Source organism: Pseudomonas sp. GW458-11-26-14-LB4 (assembly GCF_059423925.1).
In genome coordinates, this window is sequence record NZ_JBWKYU010000002.1 from 434798 (window position 1) to 457305 (window position 22508).

General features: G+C 59.4%; 26 protein-coding genes. 10 read left to right on the forward strand and 16 right to left on the reverse strand.

Annotated features, from left to right (window positions below; all coding sequences use genetic code 11):
* Window positions 1–28 precede the first annotated feature (28 nt).
* The 4 genes from modC to AC07XZ_RS04805 form a co-directional block, all read right to left on the reverse strand.
* Window positions 29–1108: a molybdenum ABC transporter ATP-binding protein gene (modC, locus tag AC07XZ_RS04790; protein WP_102688023.1), complete on the reverse strand. Its 1080-nt coding sequence runs from the start codon at window positions 1106–1108 to the stop codon at window positions 29–31.
* A 3-nt stretch (window positions 1109–1111) separates the two neighbouring features.
* Complete coding sequence (modB, locus tag AC07XZ_RS04795; protein WP_102688024.1) at window positions 1112–1792, reverse strand: molybdate ABC transporter permease subunit; 681 nt, start codon at window positions 1790–1792, stop codon at window positions 1112–1114.
* Window positions 1793–2548, reverse strand: coding sequence for a molybdate ABC transporter substrate-binding protein (gene modA, locus AC07XZ_RS04800; protein WP_102688025.1), 756 nt, complete (start codon window positions 2546–2548; stop codon window positions 1793–1795).
* Between the two features lie 173 nt (window positions 2549–2721).
* Entirely contained in the window at window positions 2722–3783 is a 1062-nt protein-coding gene (locus AC07XZ_RS04805) for an NAD(P)H-dependent flavin oxidoreductase (protein WP_102688026.1), read from the reverse strand.
* A 215-nt stretch (window positions 3784–3998) separates the two neighbouring features.
* Here AC07XZ_RS04805 and acuI point away from each other — a divergent pair, with 215 nt between their 5' ends.
* On the forward strand, window positions 3999–4982 hold the full coding sequence (acuI, locus tag AC07XZ_RS04810; RefSeq protein ID WP_102688027.1) for an acrylyl-CoA reductase (NADPH): 984 nt from the start codon (window positions 3999–4001) through the stop codon (window positions 4980–4982).
* On the opposite strand, the gene ada is transcribed toward acuI, so the two are convergent.
* The 5 genes from ada to AC07XZ_RS04835 all read right to left on the reverse strand — a co-directional run bounded on the left by ada (window position 4983) and on the right by AC07XZ_RS04835 (window position 8124).
* A complete protein-coding gene (ada, locus tag AC07XZ_RS04815) occupies window positions 4983–6056 on the reverse strand; it encodes a bifunctional DNA-binding transcriptional regulator/O6-methylguanine-DNA methyltransferase Ada (RefSeq protein ID WP_102688028.1) in 1074 nt (357 codons plus the stop codon).
* A gap of 88 nt (window positions 6057–6144) precedes the next feature.
* Window positions 6145–6807 (reverse strand): DNA oxidative demethylase AlkB, encoded by a 663-nt coding sequence (gene alkB, locus AC07XZ_RS04820; protein ID WP_102688029.1) that lies wholly within the window; start codon window positions 6805–6807, stop codon window positions 6145–6147.
* Window positions 6808–6812: 5 nt separating this feature from the next.
* Window positions 6813–7526, reverse strand: a complete 714-nt coding sequence (locus tag AC07XZ_RS04825) for a 2OG-Fe(II) oxygenase (RefSeq protein WP_102688030.1) — start codon at window positions 7524–7526, stop codon at window positions 6813–6815.
* A gap of 90 nt (window positions 7527–7616) precedes the next feature.
* Window positions 7617–7787 (reverse strand): hypothetical protein, encoded by a 171-nt coding sequence (locus tag AC07XZ_RS04830; RefSeq protein WP_166673412.1) that lies wholly within the window; start codon window positions 7785–7787, stop codon window positions 7617–7619.
* 34 nt (window positions 7788–7821) lie between these two features.
* Window positions 7822–8124, reverse strand: a complete 303-nt coding sequence (locus tag AC07XZ_RS04835) for a DUF1883 domain-containing protein (RefSeq protein ID WP_007958929.1) — start codon at window positions 8122–8124, stop codon at window positions 7822–7824.
* A gap of 211 nt (window positions 8125–8335) precedes the next feature.
* Between AC07XZ_RS04835 and AC07XZ_RS04840 the strand changes: the two genes are divergently transcribed.
* Together AC07XZ_RS04840 and AC07XZ_RS04845 are read left to right on the forward strand one after the other, a co-directional pair.
* Window positions 8336–8692 carry a hypothetical protein gene (locus AC07XZ_RS04840; protein ID WP_085745535.1) on the forward strand — a complete coding sequence of 119 codons (357 nt, stop codon included), beginning with the start codon at window positions 8336–8338 and terminating at the stop codon, window positions 8690–8692.
* 72 nt (window positions 8693–8764) lie between these two features.
* Window positions 8765–8995, forward strand: coding sequence for a hypothetical protein (locus AC07XZ_RS04845; RefSeq protein ID WP_011334337.1), 231 nt, complete (start codon window positions 8765–8767; stop codon window positions 8993–8995).
* A gap of 2 nt (window positions 8996–8997) precedes the next feature.
* Here the strand turns inward: AC07XZ_RS04845 and AC07XZ_RS04850 are convergent, their stop codons facing one another.
* Both AC07XZ_RS04850 and AC07XZ_RS04855 read right to left on the reverse strand, forming a co-directional pair.
* Window positions 8998–9294, reverse strand: coding sequence for a hypothetical protein (locus AC07XZ_RS04850; protein ID WP_102688031.1), 297 nt, complete (start codon window positions 9292–9294; stop codon window positions 8998–9000).
* Between the two features lie 141 nt (window positions 9295–9435).
* Complete coding sequence (locus tag AC07XZ_RS04855; protein WP_085745537.1) at window positions 9436–9624, reverse strand: hypothetical protein; 189 nt, start codon at window positions 9622–9624, stop codon at window positions 9436–9438.
* Between the two features lie 247 nt (window positions 9625–9871).
* Here AC07XZ_RS04855 and galU point away from each other — a divergent pair, with 247 nt between their 5' ends.
* Both galU and gorA read left to right on the forward strand, forming a co-directional pair.
* Window positions 9872–10711 carry a UTP--glucose-1-phosphate uridylyltransferase GalU gene (gene galU, locus AC07XZ_RS04860; protein ID WP_007912230.1) on the forward strand — a complete coding sequence of 280 codons (840 nt, stop codon included), beginning with the start codon at window positions 9872–9874 and terminating at the stop codon, window positions 10709–10711.
* A 129-nt stretch (window positions 10712–10840) separates the two neighbouring features.
* Window positions 10841–12199, forward strand: coding sequence for a glutathione-disulfide reductase (gorA, locus tag AC07XZ_RS04865; RefSeq protein ID WP_102688032.1), 1359 nt, complete (start codon window positions 10841–10843; stop codon window positions 12197–12199).
* Here the strand turns inward: gorA and AC07XZ_RS04870 are convergent.
* On the reverse strand, window positions 12196–13200 hold the full coding sequence (locus tag AC07XZ_RS04870) for a DNA-binding protein (RefSeq protein WP_102688033.1): 1005 nt from the start codon (window positions 13198–13200) through the stop codon (window positions 12196–12198). The genes gorA and AC07XZ_RS04870 overlap by 4 nt on opposite strands.
* A 178-nt stretch (window positions 13201–13378) precedes the next feature.
* Here AC07XZ_RS04870 and AC07XZ_RS04875 point away from each other — a divergent pair, with 178 nt between their 5' ends.
* The 3 genes from AC07XZ_RS04875 (at window position 13379) to ahpF (ending at window position 16710) form a co-directional block, all read left to right on the forward strand.
* Complete coding sequence (locus tag AC07XZ_RS04875) at window positions 13379–14317, forward strand: site-specific integrase (protein WP_102688034.1); 939 nt, start codon at window positions 13379–13381, stop codon at window positions 14315–14317.
* 136 nt (window positions 14318–14453) lie between these two features.
* The gene (ahpC, locus tag AC07XZ_RS04880) at window positions 14454–15017 is read left to right on the forward strand and encodes an alkyl hydroperoxide reductase subunit C (RefSeq protein ID WP_007958941.1); all 564 of its coding nucleotides are present in this window, start codon (window positions 14454–14456) and stop codon (window positions 15015–15017) included.
* Between the two features lie 130 nt (window positions 15018–15147).
* On the forward strand, window positions 15148–16710 hold the full coding sequence (ahpF, locus tag AC07XZ_RS04885; protein ID WP_102688035.1) for an alkyl hydroperoxide reductase subunit F: 1563 nt from the start codon (window positions 15148–15150) through the stop codon (window positions 16708–16710).
* A gap of 82 nt (window positions 16711–16792) precedes the next feature.
* Here ahpF and gloA read toward each other — a convergent pair whose 3' ends face one another.
* Window positions 16793–17314 (reverse strand): lactoylglutathione lyase, encoded by a 522-nt coding sequence (gene gloA / locus AC07XZ_RS04890; protein ID WP_065260490.1) that lies wholly within the window; start codon window positions 17312–17314, stop codon window positions 16793–16795.
* Between the two features lie 142 nt (window positions 17315–17456).
* Between gloA and AC07XZ_RS04895 the strand changes: the two genes are divergently transcribed.
* Window positions 17457–17975 (forward strand): DUF4946 domain-containing protein, encoded by a 519-nt coding sequence (locus AC07XZ_RS04895; protein WP_102688036.1) that lies wholly within the window; start codon window positions 17457–17459, stop codon window positions 17973–17975.
* A 206-nt stretch (window positions 17976–18181) separates the two neighbouring features.
* Here AC07XZ_RS04895 and AC07XZ_RS04900 read toward each other — a convergent pair whose 3' ends face one another.
* From AC07XZ_RS04900 to AC07XZ_RS04910, 3 genes are all read right to left on the reverse strand, one after another.
* Window positions 18182–18547 (reverse strand): histone-like nucleoid-structuring protein, MvaT/MvaU family, encoded by a 366-nt coding sequence (locus AC07XZ_RS04900; protein WP_011334329.1) that lies wholly within the window; start codon window positions 18545–18547, stop codon window positions 18182–18184.
* Window positions 18548–18781: 234 nt separating this feature from the next.
* Entirely contained in the window at window positions 18782–20317 is a 1536-nt protein-coding gene (locus tag AC07XZ_RS04905; protein ID WP_102688037.1) for an EAL domain-containing protein, read from the reverse strand.
* 106 nt (window positions 20318–20423) lie between these two features.
* Entirely contained in the window at window positions 20424–21296 is an 873-nt protein-coding gene (locus AC07XZ_RS04910; RefSeq protein WP_102688038.1) for a LysR family transcriptional regulator, read from the reverse strand.
* Window positions 21297–21372: 76 nt separating this feature from the next.
* Between AC07XZ_RS04910 and AC07XZ_RS04915 the strand changes: the two genes are divergently transcribed.
* Window positions 21373–22320 carry a DMT family transporter gene (locus AC07XZ_RS04915; protein ID WP_102688039.1) on the forward strand — a complete coding sequence of 316 codons (948 nt, stop codon included), beginning with the start codon at window positions 21373–21375 and terminating at the stop codon, window positions 22318–22320.
* Window positions 22321–22508: the final 188 nt, after the last annotated feature.

The window sequence follows — 22508 nt, forward strand, 5'->3', positions numbered from 1 at the left end:
GCACGCCATGACGGTCGTGCCCGCGGATTTACGCCAACACCGCGACGGCCTTGATCTGGGCCCACAATGACTGGCCCGGATGCACGCCAAGCTGATCCCGCGAGTAGCGAGTGATGCGCGCCAGCAACGGTGTCCCGCCGGCATCGAGGCGAATGAGCACGTGCGCGGCGTTGTCGGCCGGTTGTTCGCTGACGACCGTGACCGGGAGGCGATTGAGGATGCTGCTGAACTCGCTGTTTTGCAGGGTCAGGCTGATGTCGCGTGCGTGCACCTTGCATCGCAGTCTCTGGCCCGTCGTCATCGGCGCGTGAGTCACGCGAATGTTCAGTGACGAGTCCGGCAATCGCAGGGTGAGCAATTGGTAGTCGGTATCGTAGCCGCTGACCTGGCCTTCGATGATCACCCCGGCGTCATTGTCCATGGCCAGGGGCAGGTCGAGCCGCGCCAGGGTTTCGCCAATCGGACCGCTGGCCAGCGCTTTGCCGTCGCTGAGCAGCACCAGATGATCGGCGAGCCTGGCCACTTCGTCCTGAGCGTGGCTGACATACAACACCGGGATTTCCAGTTCGTCGTGCAGGCGTTGCAGGTAGGGCAGGATTTCGCTTTTGCGCTGACTGTCGAGGGCCGCCAAAGGCTCGTCCATCAGCAGCAGTCTGGGGCTCGTCAACAGCGCGCGAGCGATGCCGACACGCTGACGCTCACCGCCGGACAAGCGCTGCGGATGACGATCGAGCAAGTGGCCGATCCCTAGCAGTTCTGTGGCTTGGGTCATGTCGACCCGGCGCTGTGCCTTGGCAATGCGCTTGAGGCCGAATTGCAGATTGGCCAGCACCGACAGATGCGGAAACAGGCTGGCTTCCTGAAAGACATAGCCGAGCGCGCGTTTGTGCGGCGGCACGAAAATGCCTTTCTCGCTGTCCTGCCAGACCTCGTCATTGATGCGGATAAAGGCCTGTGGCGCGCGTTCGAGCCCGGCGATGCAGCGCAGGCATGTGGTCTTGCCCGAGCCGGACTGACCGAACAGCGCCGTCACACCGCGACCGGGCATCTGCAGATCGACATCGAGGCTGAAGCCCGACCAAGCCAGTTTCAGACGTGCATCAATCATCGATCAGCTCCAGCCCGCGCGGGTCTTGCGGCTGGAATACAGCGCCAGCAACACCAGAAACGAAAACACCAGCATCGCCCCGGCCAGCCAGTGCGCCTGCGCGTACTCCATGGCTTCGACGTGGTCGTAGATTTGTACGGAAACCACCCGGGTCTTGTCAGGAATATTCCCGCCGATCATCAGCACCACACCGAATTCGCCGACGGTGTGGGCGAAGCCGAGGATTGCTGCAGTGATGAAACCGGGGCGGGCCAGGGGCAGAATCACGCTGAAAAAAGTGTCCCAGGGATTGGCGCGCAAGGTCGCGGCCACTTCCAGAGGACGAGTGCCGATCGCGGAGAAGGCGTTTTGCAACGGCTGCACCACGAACGGCATGGAATAGAGCACCGAACCGATCACCAGGCCGGTGAAGCTGAAGGTCAAGGTGCCAAGCCCCAGCCAGTGGGTGAACTGGCCAATGAACCCGTTTGGGCCGAGCGCCAGCAACAGATAGAAACCGATGACCGTAGGAGGTAGCACCAACGGCAGCGCGACGATCGCGCCGATGGGGCCGCGCAGCCAGGAACGGCTGCGCGACAACCACAGGGCGATCGGCGTGCCGACGACCAGCAGGATCGCGGTGGTCAGGGACGCCAGTTTCAGGGTCAGCCAGATCGCCGCGAAATCGGCACTCGTCAGCGACATTTACAGCTGATAACCGTAGGACTTGATGACCGCAGCGGCTTTCGGGCCTTTGAGGTAATCAACCAGCGCCTTGGCAGCGGCGTTGTCTTTGCCTTTGTTGAGGATCACTGCGTCTTGCTTGATCGGGTCGTGCATGCTCGCCGGAACGATCCACGCCGAACCGCTGCTGACCTTGCCGTCCTTGTAGATCTGCGACAGGGCGACGAAACCCAGCTCGGCGTTGCCGGTGGACACAAACTGGTAGGCCTGGGTGATGTTCTGGCCTTCGACGATTTTGGCTTTGGTGGCTTCAGTGAGTTTCAGTTTTTCCAGCACCTGGGTGGCTGCCAGACCATAAGGGGCGGCTTTCGGGTTGGCGATGGACAGGTGTTGGTACTCGTTTTTCTTCAGGACGTCGCCTTTGGCATCGACGTAGCCTTCCTTGGCCGACCACAGCGCCAGGGTGCCGATGGCGTAGGTGAAGCGCGAACCCTTGACGGTGTCGCCTTCTTTTTCGAGTTTTTCAGGGGTGGTGTCGTCCGCCGAAAGGAATACTTCGAACGGCGCGCCGTTTTTGATCTGGGTGTAGAACTGGCCGGTGGCGCCGTACGCAGCGACCAGTTTGTGCCCGGTGTCTTTTTCGAAATCGGCGGCAATCGCCTGGATCGGCGCGGTGAAGTTGGCCGCAACAGCGACTTGCACTTCGTCGGCCTGCGCGGCGCCGATGGCGAATACCGCGAGCAGGGCAGGGGCAAAACGTGAGGCACGATTGATCATGTAACGGCTCCGTGGATGGCAAGTGCAGTGGGCAGTTGTTATTGGAAGGTAGACTGCGCCGATGCGAGGGAGTGAAACGCTATATAGAGAAATATATAGCGAAATGCCGCCAAACGGGAAGCACTGCTTTTAAACCGGGTGAGAGCGCCACGCTCCTCACCCGTTCGGGTTCATCATCGCGTCAGTTTCGCCAGTGCGCCTTCCGCCAGTTGCCGGGTCAGTTCGGCGGTGCCGAGGTCCTTACCAAGTGTGAAGGCCTGGCCGGCCCAAAGGTTACTGAATTCGGCTTCACCCTTCGCGCGCAACGGCATCAAGGCACCGCCGGCCAGCGGAAAGGCGGGGGCCTTGTCCGACATCGGGCCCAGCTCGCGCATCACCCGATTGAGAATCCCCCGCGCCGGGCGCCCGGTAAACAGATTGGTCACCGCTGTCTCGCTTTCCTTGGCGGTGCGCAAAGCTTTGTGGTGAGAGGCACTGACTTTCGCTTCCGGGGTAAACAGATACGCCGTGCCGACCTGAACCGCCGAAGCTCCGAGCAGGAACGCTGCCGCCACGCCGCGCGCATCGGCAATCGCACCGGCAGCGATCACCGGCACACTCACGGCGTCGACCACTTGCGGCACCAGCGCAAACGTACCGACCTGACTGCTCAGGTCAGCGCTGAGGAACATCCCGCGATGGCCGCCGGCCTCGTAACCCATGGCGATGATCGCGTCGCAACCGTTCTGCTCCAGCCAGATCGCTTCGTCGACGGTGGTTGCCGACGAGATGATTTTCGCACCGGTGGCCTTGACCCGATCCAGCAGGGATTTTTCCGGCAGGCCGAAGTGGAAGCTCACCACTTCAGGGCGAAATTCTTCCAGCACTTCGCAGGCGGCCGCATCGAAGGGCGCGCGGTTGGACACCGGCGTCGGTGCATCGAAATCGACACCCAGTTCGCGATAGTAGGGTTCCAGCAGGTTTTTCCAGTCGCGGGCCTTTTGTTCATCGGCAGCCGGCGGTTGATGGCAGAAGAAGTTGACGTTGAATGGCTTGTTCGTGCCCTGGCGAATGGTCTTCAGCTCTTCGCGCAGTTGCTCGATGGTCAGCATCGCGGCCGGCATCGAACCCAGGCCACCGGCGTTGCACGCTGCGATGACCATGGATGAGTTGGTGGCACCGGCCATGGGGCCCTGGATGATCGGCAGTTCGATGCCGAACAGGTCAAGAATGCGGGTATCAGGCCATTGGCTCATGGAATAGCTTCTCCGACGACGAAACAGGGCAGGGACGGTAGCAGCCGGTTTTTTAACGCAAAGCCACCCCCCATGACCAGCACAGATTTGTAGCTTGAACAGCCGGCGCTGGCTCGGCGTTCGGGCCCGATTGGCTAAAGGTCGAGTAGGGCAAAATGTTTCAGTGTGCTATTCCAAACCCTCGACATCCTGAATTCCACCCGAGAGAGGCAGTCATGTTCAAAGGCATTTTGATCGACAAAGACGACAGCGGTTATCGCGCCAACCTGCATGAGATCAACGACGAGCAGTTGCCCGAGGGCGATGTGACGGTTCGCGTCGCGTACAGCACGCTGAACTTCAAGGACGGCCTGGCGATCACCGGCAGTAGCCCGGTGGTGCGCAAGTTTCCGATGGTGCCGGGGATCGATCTGGCGGGTACCGTTGAAGTCAGCTCGCACCCCGATTACAAGGTTGGCGATGCGGTGCTGCTCAATGGCTGGGGCGTCGGTGAAAACCACTGGGGCGGTCTGGCGCAAAAAGCGCGATTGAACGGTGACTGGCTGATTCCGCTGCCCAAGGCATTCACCGCCGCGCAAGCCATGGCCATCGGCACGGCCGGCTATACGGCGATGCTTTGCGTCATGGCGCTGGAGCGAAACGGCGTGACCCCGCAACAGGGCGAAGTGCTGGTAACGGGGGCCAACGGCGGCGTCGGCAGTTTTGCCATCGCATTGCTGAGCAAGCTGGGCTACCGCGTGGTCGCTTCGACCGGTCGGGTGTCGGAACACGAATACCTGAAACAACTGGGCGCGGGCGAAATCATTGATCGCGCCACCCTGTCCGAACCCGGCAAGCCGCTGGCCAAGGAGCGCTGGGCGGGCGTCATCGATTCGGTCGGCAGTCACACGCTGGCCAATGCCTGCGCCAGCACCCGGGCCGAAGGCATCGTGGCCGCGTGCGGTCTGGCTCAGGGCATGGATTTTCCGGCATCCGTGGCGCCGTTCATTCTGCGTGGCGTGACGCTGGCCGGGATCAACAGCGTGACCCAACCCAAGGCGCGCCGCATCGAGGCTTGGGATCGCTTGGCGAAGGATCTGGATTTTACCCTGTTGCCGCTGATCAGCCATGAAATCGGCCTTGGCGAAGCTATCGACGCGGCACCGAAGTTGCTGGCAGGGCAACTCCGGGGGCGGGTTGTCGTTGATGTGAATCGCTGATTACTGTCGGGGTTTGCCTTCACGCTCGAGCAATTCGCGCTTGCGCTCCACGCCCCAGCGGTAGCCCGACAGATTGCCGTCACTGCGCACAACGCGATGACAGGGGATCGCAACCGCCAGGCTGTTGGCGCCGCAAGCCTGGGCCACTGCGCGTACGGCTTTTGGTGAGCCGATACGCAAGGCGATGTCCGCATAGCTGGCGGTGCTGCCGACCGGTATTTCGCGCAGTGCCTGCCACACCCGTTCCTGAAACGCCGTGCCGCGCACATCCAGCGGCAAATCCAGGCCGATGGCAGGCGCTTCGATGAAGCCGACGACGCGCGCGATCAGTTGTTCGAACTCGGTGTCGGCGCCGATCAGGTTGGCCCGGCGAAACTGGTCCTGCAGGTCGCACACCAATTGGTGCGGATCGTCCCCCAGCAGAATCGCGCAAATCCCGCGCTCACTCTGTGCCACCAGAATAGCCCCGAGCGAACATTGGCCGACGGCGAAGCGGATGTCGTTGTTCTGGCCGGCGGATCGGAAGTCGCCGGGTTTCATCCCCAGTACCTGATCGGCCGCTTCGTAGAAACGGCTGTTGGAATTGAAACCGGCGTCATACAGCGCTTCGGTCACCGAGCCGCCGTCCGCCAGACGCTGACGAACCCGGCGCGAGCGATGCGCGGCGGCGTAGCCTTTGGGCGTCAGGCCCGTTGCGGCCTTGAAGACACGATGAAAATGAAATGCGCTCAGACCGGCGGTCTCGGCAAGATCGTTGAGCGCCGGCAGGCTGTCCGACGCCTCGATCTGGCGACAGGCTGCCGCGACAGTGGCGGTATGCTGCGCGGCGACTTCGGTCTGATCCTTGCTCGCCCGTTTGCTGGGGCGATAGCCCGCGGCTTCGGCGTCCTCGGCGGTATCGAAGAACTCGACGTTCTGCGGTTTCGGCAAGCGCGCCAGGCTGCTGGGGCGGCAATAGATGCCGGTGGTTTTCACGGCATAGACAAACTGGCCGTCCGCCCGAGGGTCGCGTGCGACGACAGCGGCCCAGCGTGGATCGTCTTCAGTGTTCAGCGAGGTGGAAAGCGTTTTCATGATGGAGAGTCCGTTGACCTGTTGAATTTCAGGTTAACCAGTGCCACCGGCCGGAACACTCCGACCCTTGCGGTCAAACTTTGCAGGATTATCCGGCGGTGCGAAACGTCAGGTTGAAACGCTGTTCGCCCAGGCGCGGGTGCCGGCCGGGTTTGATCGGCAGGATGCCGTGATAGCGCAGCCGGTCTACGCCGCCCCAGATCACCATGTCGCCGTGCAGCAGCGAGATTTTCTGGCTCCTGTCGCCGCGTGCGAAACCGCCGAACAGGAACGTCGCGGGCAAGCCCAATGACAGAGAAACGATCGGCGCTTCGTAGGCATTTTCGTCTTTGTCCTGATGCAACGACATCTTCGCTCCTGGGACATAACGATTGATCAGGCAGGAATCCGGCATGAAGTCGGCAAATCCGGCGCGTTTCGCTGCGGCCTGGGCCAGCTCGCGAAACACTTCGGGCATGGCTGGCCAGGGTTGGTGGCTCACGGGATCTTCGGATGAATAGCGGTAGCCGCTCCGATCGGTGATCCAGCCCAGTGCGCCGCAACTGCTGGTGGCCACCGACATGCTGAAGCCCCCGGGCGTCATCATGTGGCGCAACGGGGCGCAGGCGATGATCGATTCCAGGGCCGGCAACAATTGCTCGATTTGCGGCAGGGCAAACCCGCGCAGCACCCAGGACTGCTCGCCAATCTGTTCGGCGCGTCGGGGCTGCTCGGGTTCTGTGTCGGCGAACAGATCAAAGATGGTTTGCATGATCGTCAGGTCGCGTCGTGGAAGATAATGCCCAGAGTATGCCGTGTTCCGCTGTGCAGTCGGCTGACACCGTGGCGCATGGTCACCCGATAGTCGCCGCGCACGCCTTTGACCGGGCGCTGGTTGACGGCAAAGATCAGCGCATCGCCTTTTCTCAGGTCCATTACCAGCGGCCGGGACTGCATTCTCGGACGCTGTTCGGTCATGACGAACTCACCGCCGGTGAAGTCTTCGCCAGGTTCTGACAGAAGAATCGCCACTTGCAGCGGAAAGACATGTTCGCCGTACAGGTCCTGATGCAGACAGTTGTAGTCCTGCGGGCCGTATTGCAGCAAGAGCGGGGTGGGTCGCAGTTGACCGGCGGCGTGGCAGCGCTCGAGAAACTCGCGGTGTTGCTCTGGAAAGCGCGCTGGCAGGCCCATTCGTTCATGCCAGCGGTTGGCCAGTGGCACGAGTCGCGGGTAAAGCGCGCTGCGTAGGCGTTCCACAGCGGGCGGAAGCGGATAGCGCAGGTATTTGTATTCCCCGCGCCCGAAACCGTGGCGAGCCATGATGACCTGGGACCGAAACGGTTCGCTGTGCGGGTAAAGCGCACTCAACCGATCACAGGTGTCCGGGCGCAGCAGCGTGCGGATGACAGCACAACCGTCCTGATCCAGTTGCTGCTCCAGGGCGATCCAGTCGAGCGCATCGAGCGGGGAGGCGGGTGAGGGTGACATGTTGATTCCTTGGCGTACATTCAGGTATCAGTCTGGGTCGTCCACCCGGCCGCAACACTCCGCCGCTTGCGGTCGAATTTCGTCCGGGTCTTACAGGGCCTTGCTGACGCGGATGTCGCTGATCACATCGTCGCTCTGGCCGTGCAGAGCATCCAGTGCAGCTTTGGCTTCTTCCGGCGTGCCATTTTCCAGCTGGGCGAACTCGAAACGGCGCTCACCGTTGAGTTTGTACTTGATCACGTATTTGGTCGTTTGGGCCACGTTGATGCTTACCTGTCTGCGTTGGCGGAACCGCTCAGCTGAGTTTGGAGCTCGAGCGGCGAATGATCTTGATCGAGTGCGTCAAGGTCGGTTTGCGAGTCACGCTGATCGCGCGGCGGTTGACGGTGTCGATGGTGATGTTCCAGAAACCGGTGCTCGGCGCGGTGATACGGGCCGGGAACGTGTCGAAAGCGCCGCCGTGATAGGTGTGACGGCCGCCATTTTTGAAGCTGCGGAAGTTGGCGTCGTTCATCAAGCGGATGTTGCAGGTTTGCGAGCATTGGATGACGACGATGTCGTCTTCGTTGAGGTGTTCGCGCTGGTGAATGAATTTCATGGGCGCCTCCAGAAGGGCTTTTTCTACAAAATCAAAACGATAGCATTGCCGATTGGCGCAGTTTATCAGCCCGGACGGGTTATTATCCGGCCGTCGGGCGCCGCTTTGACAATTAAAAACAGATATTCACGATTTGATGTGGGTTAAATGCAGTGAGCCTCGGAGAAAAACGGCATTCGTGCTGTCGGAGGGTCTTTATTGGAGGTTTTGTATGAAATGGGGTGTGGTGATTCTGCCGTTGGCATTGGCAATGGGTGGTTGCGCAAGCGTTTCGGAAATCAATGAAACGCTGCCAACCATGAACGTCATTTCCGGCAAGAAACCCCATGAATATGCTGAGTGCCTGGCCGAAAAGCTGTCCGACAGCCGGGGTGCCTTGCAGGTCGAGCGACACAAGGATGAGGTTCGGGTCATCGTTCCAGGCAAGCTGGGATCGGGTCCGGCCGCGGTGTTTGACATCGAGGATCGCTCCGGCGGCAGCAGCATCAAGCTGCATGAGCGAATGTCCAATGTGCCGCTGCGCCCCTGGGATGTGCGCAAAGCCGCCACGGCCTGTATTTCCGGCTGATAGACTGTCAGCAGTCAGCATTGATGCCGTCACAGCGTTGCTGTGGCGGCATTGTCATTTCTGGAGAGGTGAATGAAGAGAGAGCAGGTGCGGGAGCGACACAAGGAAGGGCTCATTGCGGCGACCCATGTGATCCAGAACCCGGCGAATCCGGGGGAGTGGATTGTGTTTTTCAAGAAGAGCGCCGGCCGCAGTTACTTCCTGGTCGACGATAACGACGAAGTCGAGTCCTTCAACCGGCTCGACGACCTGATCGAGGTCGTGCGCGGGCTGGGGATCAAGTTCGCCGAAATTCATATGTAAGGCTATTTACACACGACCACCACGCTGCGGTTTTTGTAGTTGCCGACGTCGACGCCCAGTGTCTTGTCGTCTTCCTTGGGCGCCGGTGTGCCGTCGGTCCCGACGATGCGGTAGCCGGTTCCGGCGCAGGACGCGTCAGCCTTTTCATAGCAGGTGGCCCAGGAATTGGCTTCACCGGAACAGTCGATGCTTAACCCTTGTTCGCCGTTGTTCAGGTAGGTGGTCTGCGACGTAGCGCAACCGGCCAGAGCCACGAGCGCAATCACGGGCAGGAAGTTGATGCAGGGGCGGTTGATCATGGCGATGTCGTCTTCGAGAGGGAGAGGGCTAGACGCTATGACAGCGCCGACATGAAAAGGTTATAGCGATTGGCCAGTTCTTTGTGCGAAGCCCAAAAAAAAGCCCTGCGCGAAGGCAGGGCCGTGATTTGCAGTCGTCGATCAGTCTTGATCCTTGCCGCGACGCTTCGGTGAAGGAGGCGTGTAATCAAGCACCGCGGCCACTTCAATCGCCATCGCTTCAGTGGGCAACGGACCGGACACATCTTCGCCGTTGGCGGCGGTGATATGCCACTGGCCATCTTTCGCCTTGGCGACGGTGTACCCATTGATGATTTTTGCTGCGGACATCTAGCGGCCTCGTTGGCTGGTTCAAAGGCGTCATGATAACGGTAAATCGGCGAACGGGCGCAGGTCGATGCGGTGTTGCGGCATATTTGGGCTACGCTGAATGCGCAGCCTCCGTGTGCGGATTGAACTATCTGCCAGATTATTTCTCTATGTTGACATCGGTTAGCCAGTGCGGGGCATTGTAAGGTGCACGCCGCCTGATTAGACTGCGCCGAAACTCGTACACACAGCCCTTTCAAGGACTTATATGATCAAGAAATGCTTGTTCCCAGCAGCCGGTTACGGTACTCGCTTCCTCCCAGCGACGAAGGCCATGCCCAAAGAAATGCTGCCGGTGGTAAACAAGCCACTGATCCAGTACGGCGTCGAAGAAGCTCTGGACGCTGGTCTGACTGAAATCTCCATCGTGACCGGCCGTGGCAAGCGCGCCCTGGAAGACCACTTCGACATCAGCTACGAGCTGGAAAACCAGATCAAGGGCACCGACAAGGAAAAATACCTGGTCGGTATCCGCAAGTTGTTGGACGAGTGCTCGTTCTCCTACACCCGTCAGACCGAAATGAAAGGCCTGGGTCACGCGATCCTGACCGGTCGCCCATTGATCGGTGACGAACCGTTCGCTGTGGTGCTGGCGGACGACCTTTGCGTCAACCTCGAAGGCGACGGCGTATTGACCCAGATGGTCAAGCTGTACAAGCAGTTCCGCTGCTCGATCATTGCCATCCAGGAAGTCGATCCGCAGGAAACCAGCAAGTACGGCGTGATCGCTGGCGAAATGATCCGCGACGACATCTATCGCGTACACAGCATGGTCGAGAAGCCAAAGCCGGAAGACGCGCCGTCGAACCTGGCGATCATCGGCCGCTACATCCTGACCCCGGACATCTTCGACCTGATCGAACAGACCGAGCCAGGCAAGGGCGGTGAAATCCAGATCACCGACGCCCTGATGAAACAAGCCCAGAACGGCTGCGTAATGGCCTACAAGTTCAAGGGCAAGCGTTTCGACTGCGGTGGTGCTGAAGGCTACATCGAAGCAACCAACTTCTGCTTCGAGAACTTCTACAAGACTGGCAAGGCTTACTGATAAAGCCTGATCTGCCTGTACGAAAAAGCCACCTTCGGGTGGCTTTTTCATTTTCCGCCCCTATATCGGCAGGAGTGCTTGCCCAACGGACGACGGCGGGTATGCTGATCGCCTGCCGAGGAGATAGAAATGGCCTACGATTTTGACCTTTATGTGATTGGTGCCGGTTCCGGCGGTGTGCGGGCTGCGCGTTTTGCTACCGGGTTTGGTGCGAAAGTGGCGGTGGCCGAGAGCCGTTATCTGGGTGGTACTTGCGTCAACGTCGGTTGCGTACCGAAAAAACTGTTGGTGTACGGCGCCCACTTTGCCGAAGACTTCGAACAGTCCTCGGGTTTTGGCTGGAGCCTGGGCGAGGCGGATTTCGATTGGGCCACGCTGATTGCCAACAAGGATCGCGAGATCAATCGCCTGAACGGCATTTATCGCAATCTGCTGGTTAATAGCGGTGTGACGCTGCATGAAGCCCACGCGAAAATCGTTGGTCCGCACGAAGTTGAGGTCAACGGCGAGCGCTACACCGCGAAGAATATTCTGATCGCCACCGGTGGCTGGCCGCAGATCCCGGAGATTCCGGGGCATGAGCATGCGATCAGCTCGAACCAGGCGTTCTTCCTCAAAGAACTGCCCAAGCGCGTCCTGGTCGTCGGCGGCGGTTACATCGCCGTCGAATTTGCCGGGATTTTCCATGGCCTGGGCGCCAACACGACGTTGTTGTATCGCGGGGATCTGTTCCTCCGTGGTTTCGACGGTTCGGTGCGTAATCATCTGAAGGAAGAGCTGACCAAGCGCGGTCTGGATCTGCAATTCAATGCCGACATTGCCCGCATCGACAAGCAATCCGACGGCAGCCTGAAGGCCACCCTCAAGGATGGTCGCGTGCTGGAAGCGGATTGTGTGTTCTACGCCACCGGTCGGCGTCCGATGCTGGACAACCTGGGGCTGGAAAATACCGATGTGCAGCTAGACGACAAGGGTTTCATCAAAGTCGACGAGGAATATCAAACCACCGAGCCGTCGATTCTGGCGCTGGGCGATGTCATCGGTCGTGTGCAGTTGACGCCGGTGGCGCTGGCTGAAGGCATGGCGGTGGCGCGACGTCTGTTCAAGCCTGAGCAATACCGCCCGGTGGATTACAAGATGATCCCGACAGCAGTGTTCAGCCTGCCGAACATCGGCACCGTCGGCCTGACCGAAGAAGAAGCGCGGGAAGCGGGTCATGACGTCGTGATCTACGAAAGCCGCTTCCGGCCGATGAAGCTGACCCTGACTGACTGCCAGGAGCGCACGCTGATGAAACTGGTGGTCGATGGCAAGTCTGACAAGGTGCTGGGCTGTCACATGGTCGGCCCGGATGCCGGCGAGATCGTACAGGGGCTGGCAATCGCGTTGAAGGCTGGCGCCACCAAGCGTGACTTCGACGACACCATCGGGGTACACCCGACGGCGGCCGAAGAGTTCGTCACCATGCGTACACCGGTCGGCGCTTAAGTCTTTTTCGGTTCTGCTGCGTCTGGCGCTGCCGCAACGGTGGTGGCCAGGCGCAGACTGTCTTGCGCCTTGGTCAACTCCTTCTCCAATGACTGATTGAGCTGCGACTGCTCGTCGACGTTTTGCTTGAGCGTCTGACTTTCCAGCAGGGCCACGCGCAGACGTTCCTGGAGGAGGGTGCGCTCGCTGTCGACCCGGCTGGCCTGCTCCAGCAATTGATCCTGTCGCTGATTGCTGTGCTTGAGCTGATCCTGCACCAAGCTCAGTTCACGCACGGTGCCGCGATTTTCGGTCAGCAGGCGCTCGTTGTCGCGGTGCAGCTGGGTGATCTCGTCCTGACGTACCAGCGCACTTTGTTGCGCCTGACGCAACTCCATCTGCAACTGCTGCACCTGGCTTTCGTGACGGCTTTGCTCCTGCTCGCGCTGTTCCTTGATGGCGTTGCGGTAGTGTTCAAGCGCATCGCGGGCGTGCAGGTGTTTCTCTTCCAGCGAGCGGATCTGCTCATCCTTGTCCTGCAAGCGCAATTCAAAATCGGCCAGCGCCTGATTCAGTCCGGCATTGCGAGTCTGCTCGGTCTGCAGCATCGAGCGGGTATCGCTCAAGGCTTCGGATTCCTTGGCCAGCGCGGCGGCCTGAATGTCGTGCTTCTTCTCCAGTTGCGCGTGATCCTGACGAAGCTGATTCAGCTCGTCCTCCAGTGCCTGACGCTGTTGCTCGTACTGCTCGCGCGCCTGATCAATCGGCTCCTGCGCCTGTTCTTTCAGGCGTTGGGCAAGGCGCGTGACGAGTGCCAGCAGCTCGTCATCGATGGGTTCTGCTGAAGGATCGGCCGGTTCGCTGCCGTCATCCAGCTCCTTCAGGTAGCGATGAATCGTGGTTTTGGAACCCGTATTACCCAGCTCGATGCGTACTGCGTCGATGCTGGGGTGTTCGCCACGGGCGAGGATCGCTGTGCGCGCGATCTGAACTACTGCTTTGTTAACGCCGCCACGGGCCATATCTGCTCCTACCATTTCGTACTGTGGTACATGCCACCAAAGTACGCAGTTTACCATGTTGAAAATAAAGTGAAACAAGCGCCGATAAACAGGCGGGATATACTGGTATTACCCCATGTGAAACCCCTAAAATCGGTTTCCGCACAAAACCCTCAGTACGCCACGAGAAAATCAGCCCATGAGCGATATTGATCGCTATCTCCAAGCCGCCACCCGTGACAACACCCGCCGCAGCTATCGTTCGGCCGTCGAGCATTTCGAAACGGTATGGGGTGGGTTCCTGCCCGCGACAGCGGACAGCATCGCGCGGTATCTGGTGGCGCATGCGGGCGTGTTGTCGGTCAACACGCTGAAGTTGCGTCTGTCGGCGCTGGCGCAGTGGCACAACAGTCAGGGCTTCGCCGATCCCACCAAGTCGCCGGTGGTGCGCAAAGTGTTCAAGGGCATTCGCGCCCTGCATCCCGCCCAGGAGAAGCAGGCCGAGCCATTGCAACTGCGGGATCTTGAGCAGACCGTCGCCTGGCTTGAGCAGGAGATGAAAGACGCCCGGGAACAACAGGATCGACCGTTGCTGCTGCGAGCCTGCCGTGATCGAGCATTGATCCTGCTGGGCTTCTGGCGTGGCTTTCGCAGCGATGAATTGTGTCGTGTGCAGATCGAGCATGTGCAGGCGCACGCCGGCAGCGGCATCACCCTGTACCTGCCCCGCAGCAAGGGTGATCGGGAAAACCTCGGCCAGACCTATCAGGCTCCGGCGTTGCTCAAGCTATGTCCGGTGCAGGCCTATATCGAATGGATCACTGAAGCGGCGCTGGTACGGGGCCCGGTGTTCCGCGCCGTCGACCGCTGGGGCAATCTGAGCGAGGAGGGCTTGCACGCCAACAGCGTGATTCCGTTGCTGCGCCAGGCCCTGGAGCGCGCCGGGATCTCCGCCGAGCGCTACACCAGCCATTCCCTGCGACGCGGCTTCGCAACATGGGCCCACCAAAGCGGCTGGGATCTCAAATCGTTGATGAGTTACGTGGGCTGGAAGGATATGAAGTCCGCCATGCGCTATGTTGAAGCGAGCCCCTTTCACGGGATGGCCCGGATTACGGATAAGCCGCTGTCGCCGTAGATATCGTTTTCTTCTATTAATACAGTCCGCTAATAGCGAAAACAAATCAGCAGCATCAGGTTTGCCAATGAGCCATCCGTCGAGTGACTGGGTAGGATTCACCCATCGAATTCACAACCCTGACGGAGAGTCATCAATGCCTATCATCAACAGCCAAGTAAAACCGTTCAAAGCTACCGCGTTCAAAAACGGCGACTTCGTACAAGTCTCGGACGCTGACCTGAAAGGCAAATGGTCCGTAGTGTTCTTCTACCCGGCTGACTTCACCTTCGTTTGCCCGACCGAGCTCGAAGACCTGGCTGACAACTACGCTGCCTTCCAGAAACTGGGCGTAGAGATCTACAGCGTTTCGACCGACACCCACTTTGCCCACGCTGCCTGGCACAACACTTCGCCAGCCATCGGCAAAATCCAGTACACCATGATCGGCGACCCGACTCAGGTCATCTCCCGCAACTTCGACGTGCTGATCGAAGAAGCTGGTCTGGCTGATCGTGGCACCTTCGTGATCAACCCTGAAGGCCAGATCAAAATCGTTGAACTGAACGATGGCGGCGTTGGCCGTGACGCTTCCGAGCTGCTGCGCAAAATCAAGGCTGCTCAGTACGTCGCTGCTCACCCAGGCGAAGTTTGCCCGGCCAAGTGGAAAGAAGGCGAGGCCACTCTGGCTCCGTCCCTGGACCTGGTCGGCAAGATCTAAGTCTGTGACACACGCAATGCAGGGCGGGATTCCGCACCTACTTAAGTAAGCTGCACCGCCCAATAGAAAAGCCCGGGCGAGATTCGCTCGGGCTTTTTTTCGCCTCAAATAAAGTCAGGAGATCGCCCGTATGTTGGACGCCAATCTTAAAGCCCAGTTGAAATCGTACCTGGAACGGGTCACCCAGCCGATCGAGATCGTTGCTTCACTCGACGACGGTGCGAAATCCCGTGAAATGCTCGACCTGCTGAAAGACGTTGCCAGTCTTTCGCACCAAATTACCTTGATCGACAGCGGCGACGATGCACGCAAGCCGTCGTTCTCGATCAACCGCCCGGGTGCCGATATCAGCCTGCGTTTCGCCGGTATCCCGATGGGCCATGAATTCACTTCGTTGGTGCTGGCCCTGCTGCAAGTCGGCGGCCACCCTTCGAAGGCCAGTGTCGAAGTGATCGAACAGATCCGCTCGCTCAAGGGCGACTTCAACTTCGAGACTTACTTCTCGCTGTCCTGCCAGAACTGCCCGGACGTCGTTCAGGCGCTGAACCTGATGGCCGTGCTGAACCCGAACATCCGCCACGTCGCCATCGACGGCGCGCTGTTCCAGGACGAAGTCAATGATCGCAAGATCATGGCCGTGCCGAGCATCTACCTCAACGGCGAAAACTTCGGCCAGGGCCGCATGGGCCTGGAAGAAATCCTCGCCAAACTCGACACCGGCGCCATCGAGCGTCAGGCCGAGAAAATCAGCGCCAAAGAGTCTTTTGATGTGCTGGTAGTCGGCGGTGGCCCGGCGGGTGCTTCGGCGGCGATCTACGCCGCACGTAAAGGCATTCGCACCGGTGTTGCAGCCGAGCGCTTCGGCGGTCAGGTGCTGGACACCATGGCCATCGAGAACTTCATTTCCGTGCAGGAAACCGAAGGCCCGAAACTGGCGACCGCGCTGGAAGAACACGTCAAGCAGTACGACGTCGACATCATGAACCTGCAACGCGCCGACAAGCTGATCCCCGGCAAGAATGGCGAGCTGCATGAAGTCCGCTTTGCCAGCGGCGCGACCCTCAAGGCCAAGAGCGTGATTCTGGCGACCGGTGCACGGTGGCGTGAAATGAACGTGCCGGGCGAGCAGGAATACCGCAACAAAGGCGTGGCGTACTGCCCGCACTGTGACGGTCCGCTGTTCAAAGGCAAGCGTGTGGCGGTGATTGGCGGCGGTAACTCCGGCGTCGAAGCGGCCATCGACCTGGCGGGTATCGTCTCCCACGTGACCCTGCTGGAGTTCGACGTTCAGCTGCGCGCCGACGCCGTATTGCAACGCAAGCTGCACAGCCTGCCGAACGTCACCGTGATCACCAGTGCGTTGACCACTGAAGTCACCGGCGACGGCCAGAAGGTCAACGGCCTGCGCTACAAGGATCGCAATACTGACGAGCTGCGCACGGTCGAGTTGGAAGGGATCTTCGTGCAGATCGGTCTGCTGCCTAACACTGATTGGCTCAAAGGCACCATCGAGCTGTCGCCGCGCGGCGAGATCATCGTCGACAACCGCGGTGAAACCTCGATCCCCGGCATCTTCGCTGCCGGTGACGTGACCACCGTGCCGTACAAGCAGATCGTGATTGCAGTGGGCGAGGGCGCCAAGGCTTCTCTCAGCGCTTTCGATCACCTGATCCGCACTTCGGCTCCGGCGTAAATCCCGGGCCTGAAAAAGAAAACCCCCATCAGTGATGATGGGGGTTTTTCTTTGCGGGGGTGCTTTCTAGCCAGGTTCAGCTTTACAGCGGTGCCGGCTGGATGATCTCGACCCAGTAGCCATCCGGATCCTTGATGAACGCCAGACTCTTCATGCGGCCATCGGTCAGGCGCTTCTGGAAGTCGCAGCCCAGTTCTTCAAAGCGTGCGCAGGCAGCGACGATGTCCGGTACCGAGATGCAGATGTGGCCGAAGCCACGCGGGTCGGTGTTGCCGTTGTGGTAGGCAAAGTCCGCGTCGTTTTCGGTGCCGTGGTTGTGGGTCAGTTCCAGGATGCCGGGAATCGACTTCATCCACTCGGTGCGAGCAGCGGCGTCGGCCGGGATCTGCGATTTGTCGACCAAAGCGAGGAAGTACAGGCTGAATTCAGCTTCCGGAAAATCACGCTTCTCTACCAGCGAGAAACCCAATACACGGGTGTAGAAGTCCAGCGACTTGGTGATGTCTTTGACGCGCAGCATGGTGTGGTTGAACACGAAGTTGCGGGTTGCGCTGTCCGGGGTGGCGGTGACGCCAGGGAAGGTGTTCAGTTCTTGCAGGCTCATGGGCCCTCCGTAACAAATTGGGGCGAGTGAATGGGCGCAATGATACGCATGCCTGGCAGCATCGCCAAACCGAAAGCGCGGGCTTGCCCTGTGAGCGGGCGGGCCTCAGACTTTACGGCTCAATCTGCGAGTGCCTCTGGTAATGATCCGACCGTTCAAATCGCTGTTCGTTTTCCTGGGTTTTTCCCTGCTTGCTCTGCCGGCATTTGCCGAGGCGCCGAGCATCACCTGGCCGGCCGGCTGGGAAGTCGAGGCGCTGCCTGAAACCTCCCCGGAAGTCTCCCGTCAGCGGGCAGTGAAGACTGACGCCGATGGCAATCAGGTGATGGTGATGGAGTTGACGATGACCCACGTGGAAAGTGGTCATCAGGTCAACTTGCAGGGCGTGTTGCTGGAGATGCGCAAGTCGGTTCAGAAAGACTTTTTCCAGAGCGGTTATCAGAGTGTCTGCAACAAGGTTCACGCGAGTACGCTGGGCTCGCTGACCGCGCTTGAAACCACTTGTACGGTGACTGAAAACGGCCGCCACGTGTTGTCGCAAACATTGGTTGCAGCGGTCGAAGCGGATAAGGCTTACGTACTTTCGTATGCAGGGCAGGCAGAGGTTTATAAGGCGAGCGGCGACGACATAGTCGCTGCGCGAAACAGCTTGAAATTCTAGTCGTCTGTTCGTGGCCGGTCTGGTGTTAGATACCGGAACTGATTAAACATAAAGTTAACTCCGGCTAACGGGGCAACATTCGGAAGCATAGTTTCAGTGCGAGAGCGGTTTGAGACTCAACTTTCCCGCCAGAAAAATCGTTGTATTTGTTAAATATTGTCCAAAAAAAAGCCCTGCATATGCAGGGCTTTCATGTTTGCGAGGGATTAACCGCGCAACCAGGAATCAACGGTAGCTGCACCGTATTGTTCCTTCCAGGCCTTAAGGCCGCGATGGTTGCCACCCTTGGTCTCGATCAGCTCGCCGGTGTGCGGGTTCTGATAGACCTTGACCACACGAGCGCGGCGGGTTTTAGGTGCGGCGGTCGATTGCAGACCGGATTTCGCCGGGTTCGGATCGAGAATGGCGATGATGTCTTTCAGGCCTTTACCGTAGGTTTTCATCAGCCCCTGGAGCTTTTCTTCGAATTCGATTTCTTTCTTGAGCCCGGCATCGTTCTTCAGCGATTCCAGCTGCTTGAGCTGCTCCTGAAGGGCCTTTTCAGCTGCACGAAATTCAGCGAGTCTGGACAATATCTTTACTCCAATAGTGTGTTTGGCTGATACCAACCGCAAACAAAGCTATAAGCCAAGAGCCTTGAAGCGACTCGGTGATAATGGCTCACCTGCCCATCTTGCAACAGGTAAGAAAAATTGTAGTAGTTAATGCGACAAGAGTAAATCCTGACTTTTTCTTCATGTAACAATAACGCTGTTTTGTATCAATTTGGTGCGCGCTGTCGGCGAGTCTGGATTTATCCCGCCAAGTTAATGATGAGTTAATGCTTCGATGAAGTCTGCAGCCGGCATCGGTTTGCCGAAAAGGTAACCTTGCAGAAAGTTGACATGGTGAGCGGCCAGATAATCACACTGGGCTTGCGTCTCCACACCTTCGGCCACGATGCCCAGATCCAGTTTGGTAGAAAGCTCGATGATGGTGTCCAGAATGTGCCGCGACAGGGCATCTTTATCGATCATGGCCACGAATGTCTGATCGATCTTGAGGAAGTCGACATTGAAGGTCCTCAAATAGCCGAGGCTTGAATGACCGGTGCCAAAGTCGTCAATCGCGATCTTCACGCCCATTGCGCGCAGTTGCGCGAACAGTTGATGGGTGATGTCGGACGGCTCGATCAGCTCGCGTTCGGTCAGCTCCAGTACCAGGCTGATGCTGCCAGGCTGGAACGCTGACAAAAATTCACGGCAATCTTCAACCAGCTCCAGATCGTGGCAGTGGCTGGCGGTGATGTTGATGCCGATGTGGAAGGGCGCGGTAAAGGTCGATGACAGCGGCCCCAGCACAACAGCCGTTTGTTGCATCAAGGCGCGGGTCATCGGCACGATCAACCCGGAGTGTTCGGCAAAGCGAATGAACAGGTCCGGACGCACCAGCCCCTCCTTGGGATGTTTCCAGCGCATCAGCACTTCCGCGCCCGACCAGCGTTTGCTGTCGCCGTGCACCACCGGTTGAAAATAGGGAATGAATTCACCTGCTTCCAATGCCCGAAGCATTTCATGGCTGGGCGAGGTGGAGCGCTTCTGAACGATGTAGCCGATCGCTCCTGATACGGCGCCGAAGAACATCAGCAGACTGAACAGCGGCGGATACTCGTCTTTCATGTAGCGCCAGGTTTCGCCTTCCGGAAAAGCCGCTGTCACTGAGAATGCATAGTGTGATGAGTGCAAGGTACTTTGCGCCACGGGCAACGCGGGCAGGGCGCCCTGATGCACTTTGCCGTCGTCGGAGAGCCAGTTGTTGCCGACTTGCAGCAACAACAACGTGTGCCGGCCGATCAGGCGCAGGATGTTGCTCAGGTGATAGCCGTCCAGCGTGGTCAGTGCCCCACCGCGTCCCTCGCTCAGGCGATACACCAGCAGCGCGGTGTTTGGCGTCACCGGGTTGCCGTTCATGAGCCACAACTTGCCTTGGGCGTAGTCGCCGGGGTTCACGACTTCCTTGAAGTCGCCGAACAGCGAACTGCAATAGAGGTTGTCGTCCCACACCAGATTGGTCGAGCGCACAAACGGGCGGCGGGTGACTTGTTCGCGCAGGGCCAGTTTAACCGTCTCGCAGGTCTGGCCGGCCAGAGGCAACAGTTCGCGGGCGGCCTGGGCAGTGTTGTCGAGCATCAGTTCGAACTGCCGCAGGGCTTCATCGGCGGTGTGTTGCGAACTCTGCTGAAGGGCGCGTCCGGCCTGCATATAAAGAATCACGCTGCCGAGTACGATCGGCAGCAAGCCGCACAGCAATGTCACGATAATCCGTGTGCTGCGCTTGCGGCGGGGCCTGACGGTCAGTGGCATGGGCGCATCCTGTCGCGGTGGAGTGGGGCTCTTGATGGCAGGCGAAGCGTGCGCGCAAAGCCCGAGGTCTGAGCCCATGATAGATGGCCAATGACACCTGCGCCGCTCAACGATAATCCAGCCGGGTTGCCAGCTGAATGAATGCCAGCGTTGCAGGCGATGCCTGGCGCTGGTCCAGCACCGCCAGGCCGACCTGCCGGGTGACTACGGGGGACAGCGGTCGCTTGATGTATCGCGGTTCCGGATCGAAAGGCAACGAACCTTCGGCCACCACGGTCATCGCATCGCCCCGGCCCACGGTGTCGAGCGTGCTGAGCAGCTGCGAACAGCGATAGCGGATGTTGGGGCTCAACCGCGCGGCGTTGAACAGGCGCGAAACCAGTTCCGACGAACCCGCCTCGGTCAGCACAAACGGATCGTTGCACAGGTCTTTAAGACTCACTGAGTCGTGCGCCGCCAGCGGGTGACCGGGCGGAAGCAGGGCGACCATCTGATCTTCAATCAAGGTGAACGTGTCGAAGCGCTCCTCGGGCAGCACCACAAAACCGATATCGATCCGCCGCTCCTCCAGCCACTGAATGACCTGCCGATCCGGGCCTTCATCGATGTGCACTTCGATCCCCGGATGCGCCTCGCGATACTGCTGAAGAATCCGCGGCAACAATTTGATCGAAGACGTCGGCCCGAACGAGCCGATGCGCAGCGTGCCGCGTTTCATGCCGCGCGCATCCGCCGCCTCCTGACGCAAGGTGTTCGCCAGCCCAAGCATCGCCCGTGCCCGCAACAGCAGTTGTTCGCCGATGTCGCTCAGTTCCACTTGCGATTGATGCCGGCGCAGCAGCTCGACGCCCAGTTCCTGTTCCAGCGACTTCAATGCATGAGACACCGCTGACTGGGAAATTCCCAGACGATGGGCGGCGAGGGTGAAGCCGTGCAGTTCGGCCACCAGCGAGAAGATTTCGAGTTGGATCAGGGTCATGAGTAAAGACTCATTTTACGATGATGAGGAATCAATCGAATGATACGTCATCCGTCAGTCTCGTCGTTGGAGCGTTATGAGTTGTCATGAACCTGTTCGTCCGGTCGCCTCGGACATGCCCGTCTATTTGAACCTGGCCTTGGTCACCATGATCTGGGGCGGAACGTGGGTGGCCGGGCGTTTTTTGGCCGGCAGCCTGAGCCCGGTGTTTGCTGCCAGCCTGCGGTTTCTGCTGGCCAGCGTGGCGTTGCTCGTGTGTTTAAGGCTCGCTCGAATACGGTTGGCGCGGCCCACGTTCAGGCAATGGCTGCAACTGGCCCTGTTGGGGTTCTTCGGAATTTTCTTCTACAACCTGTGCTTCTTTTACGGGTTGCAATACATCAACGCTTCCCGGGCCTCGTTGATCGTGGCGCTGAACCCGGCAGTCATTGGTCTGGCGTCATGGCTGCTGTTCAAGGAGCGGCTGAACCGGCTCAAGGTTATGGGCATCGCAATCTGCATCGGCGGGGTGGGTGTGGTGATCGTCAGTCGCAACCCGCAGCTGTTGAGCGAAACGCCGGACGCGTGGATTGGCGATCTGCTGATCCTCGGCTGCGTTTTGAGCTGGGGCGTCTATTCGCTGTTCTCTCGCGGCCTGAACCAGAGCATCGGTCCGGTGCAGACCGTGACCTTTTCGATTCTGCTGGGCACCCTGATGTTGTGGGCGCTGGCCCTGAGCCGGGGCGAAGTGGACGTTGCAGCGCTGGCGGCACTTGGCACACGCCAATGGCTGAGCCTGGCTTATCTGGGCGTACTCGGTTCGGCGCTGGCCTACATCGGTTACTACGATGGCATCCGTAAAATCGGCGCCACACGCTCCGGCGTGTTCATTGCGCTCAACCCGCTGACCGCCGTGCTGGCCGGTGCAATCCTGCTGGGTGAACAGCTGACGCTGGCCATGTGCCTGGGCGGCGTGCTGATTCTGGCGGGCATCTGGCTGTGCAACAAACCCCTTGCACCGGCCGGAAAAAAGCGGATTTTATAGAGAGGGCAGACAACCCTATTTACGCTGTGTAGAATCGGGTTACGCATACAATAATAATCGTCTTCTGGCAGCAGAAGCCTCGCCCGCAAGAGCCTTGGGTCGACAATGAAGATATTCGGGTTTCAACTGATATACGGTGACTTCCTCGCCCGCAGTGTGCGTGGCATCTCCTGTGCGCCACCCACCGG